We start from the raw sequence: 2856 nt of genomic DNA on the forward strand, positions 1-2856 counted from the left end.
CAAAATGCTGCAAAGAGTGGAAAACTAGCAGGGTTTATGGCAGATGAAGCAGGAAGTGTTTCGTATGAGGGTGGTAGAAAAACATCATACTATTACGACGGAGTACAGCAAGCATCGGAATATCTACAGAGTCAAGGAGTTCCAAGAGCATATAGAAAGCAGATATTGGAGTCTTTTGATGTAGAAACAATAAAACTTCAAACTGCTGGAGATAGTACATATGGTTTGAGATTTTATGGTGGAAATGCAAATGCAGAGGGAAGATATTTATTCGAGACATTTTCACCTTTAACAAATCGACAGAATTTGGCTTTGCCATATGAATGGAATAGTATGACGGGAATTCAACAGTTCCAAGTTAAAAGTGGAACGATTATGATTACAGGGAATGCTGCGGCTCAGAAGAATTTTGGCAGTCAATACATTGGTGGTGCTAATCAATGGTATATTAGTAATTTGGAGGAGTTAATAAGATGTCAATAGAAGAGAATTTTAATAAAAGAAATAGCGAATTGCAACAAAAAATAAAGTTGGAAATTGAAAAAGTTAAAATGGGACAAAGTAAGAAAAATATGGTTCAGTTGCAAACTATATTGACAGAACTTCAAAAGAGCAATATGCAAAAAAATGTTATTTTAAGTTATCCTCGGATTATAGTGGATTCATGGGATTATTCAGACCAGTTAGGTATGGAGTTGTTGGAACTGGAAGAATTGTATAGAAAAATATAACAGTTGTTCTTATTTATGGTGTACTTTGAAAAATGCGGCAACGGCAACAAGAGTAGTCGAAGTGATTGGAGACGGAGTAGTTGATTCTGCAATAAATATCAGTTTGTCTATTTTGAAGCATTGGATAGGGATATATCAAATGAAGAAGAGAAACAACCGGTATATTGTTTTTATGATGATGAAAATATGCAAAAAAGTAATGTAATGGATGCTTTGAATAAAGCAGTAAGGTTTTGTAGTGCATACAAAATAACGTAATCCTACAAGATTCAAAAGTAAATACTTGGACTTAATGATTGATGGTGAAAGAAGTAATTTGACCATTATGTGTGAGATAGAGGTGGGGTTATAGAAATACAAATGCAGTAATTGAAGAACTAAATGTCTTATAGTTTAATTTGCTGCAATGTATATGCAGATGGTTACTAAAAAATTTTACCATGGTTGATAAAGAAATCGAAATGGATTTAAGGTAGAAAAATCCATGAAGATTAATTTAGAGGCTTTATAACTTAAGTACATTTAAGTGCTGTCAAAATTAAAACTAAATATTGTCATTTTAAGACGAAGAACGCATTGTTTTCATAGTACTTGGTGGTGTGGAGACAATGCATTTTTCTTTATTGGAAATTTCCTAAACCATCAGCAATAGTGTATAATGGATAACATATCATAGACTGAACTGGTATATCTACTGTGGCAACAATTCCACCAGCTATGTGGATTCCTTAGGTCTGGCAGAGAAAAAAACTGTTTTCCCTTGCATTGGTGCCAATTTTAGAAAAGGTTGAAGATGTGGCAGATACAGTCCGTGTCACCAACAGGGTAAAAGTAGTTGTTCCTAAAGGAACAACAATTTATGAAGGTATAGCCATGCCACAAAATATATATGATAGTATTGGAAATGTAATAGGAATATTGCCTGGAGGTGGAAATCAAGTATATATTCCTACAGTAGAAGCGAGGTGGTTTCAATGATAAAATGTGAATGTAGAGAACGAATAGGAAGTTTGATTAATTCGTATCAATTATATGAAGAAATTAAAAGGTTTTTTGAAGAACAAGTAAAAAAGGTATATTTTCAGAAGTAGAGGTAGGAAAACCATATTGTAATGGATTTGAATGGAAAGCAGACAAATGGTATAAGTGTAATTGTTGTGGATGTCTGTGGGAATTTAAATATCCTGATTTCCCAGCAAAAGGTTTTGTCCGCAAGTTTTCTGATGGAATATATCACCAAAAGGAGATAGGGAGAAATGAATATTAATGAACCATTCAGCAATCATTACTTAGCCAGCTAAATTGAAGAACTAAGTAACAATAATACGATACAACAGAAGTTCTTTGAAGAATTAGTATAACGGAATTATTGCGTTTTACAAATAAATTTAAAACTGAATATTTAGTTCCAAAATTCTGACATTAACGCACTTCTTTTAAAATAAATTTTTGCTGCTAAATAGATGCGTTTTATGCGTATACGAAAAGTGAACTAAGTTGATGCTAAACTATATGATTTAACTAAAGTAAAATTGAAAACTTCTGGTAAACATTCAGTTGTTTAGTTTACAGCCTGTACACGGACAGACTCGGAAGCACAAGATGGGCACTGGATGAAAATGCAGAGGTTGCAGCGAAAACAGAGTATGATGCATGGGGAAAGCCGGAAACAGAAACGGTAAGCAGTAAACTTAAAGGAATAAACATTTCAAAAAGTTACACCGGATATGTTTATGATGAAACAACAGGCTACTGGAATGCGGGAGCAAGAATGTACAATTCCACAGACAGGGAATTTATACAGAAGGACCCTAAAGCAGGAAATGTATATGAAACCCTAACCCAGAACGGTTACATTTATTGTGGAGACAATCCGCTGTATTACATAGATCCTGACGGATGTTCATACATAAGTACACTTGGAAATGCAGGAAGAACAGCTTTCAACGTTGTAAAGAGCGGAGTGACAGGCGGACTTGGACTTTACACAAGGATATGTTGTGAAATAGATAACATGCCGACATGGGCAAAGGTGGCCGTAGGAACAACGGGAATAGTTGTAGCGGGAGTAAGCGGAGTAGGAGCAGCCGCAATAGCACAAGCAGTAATAGCGTCAGCAGGAATA

4 protein-coding genes are annotated in these 2856 nt (G+C 34.9%); all 4 read left to right on the forward strand.

Translation table 11 applies throughout. The annotated features are described in order from the left end of the window. On the forward strand, positions 1 to 483 hold a 483-nt coding region (locus DWX29_RS12365; protein ID WP_207663757.1), incomplete at its 5' end, for a hypothetical protein. Beyond that, positions 474 to 731, forward strand: coding sequence for a hypothetical protein (locus tag DWX29_RS12370; RefSeq protein WP_118565970.1), 258 nt, complete (start codon positions 474 to 476; stop codon positions 729 to 731). The genes DWX29_RS12365 and DWX29_RS12370, both read left to right, overlap by 10 nt. 795 nt (positions 732 to 1526) lie before the next feature. Next, a complete protein-coding gene (locus DWX29_RS12375) occupies positions 1527 to 1709 on the forward strand; it encodes a hypothetical protein (RefSeq protein WP_158574553.1) in 183 nt (60 codons plus the stop codon). A gap of 631 nt (positions 1710 to 2340) precedes the next feature. Beyond that, positions 2341 to 2856, forward strand: a 516-nt coding sequence (locus DWX29_RS12745; protein WP_279218285.1) for an RHS repeat-associated core domain-containing protein, incomplete at its 3' end; no start/stop codon positions are given.

Source organism: Eubacterium sp. AF19-12LB (assembly GCF_003479125.1).
Classification (GTDB): domain Bacteria; phylum Bacillota; class Clostridia; order Lachnospirales; family Lachnospiraceae; genus Eubacterium_U; species Eubacterium_U album.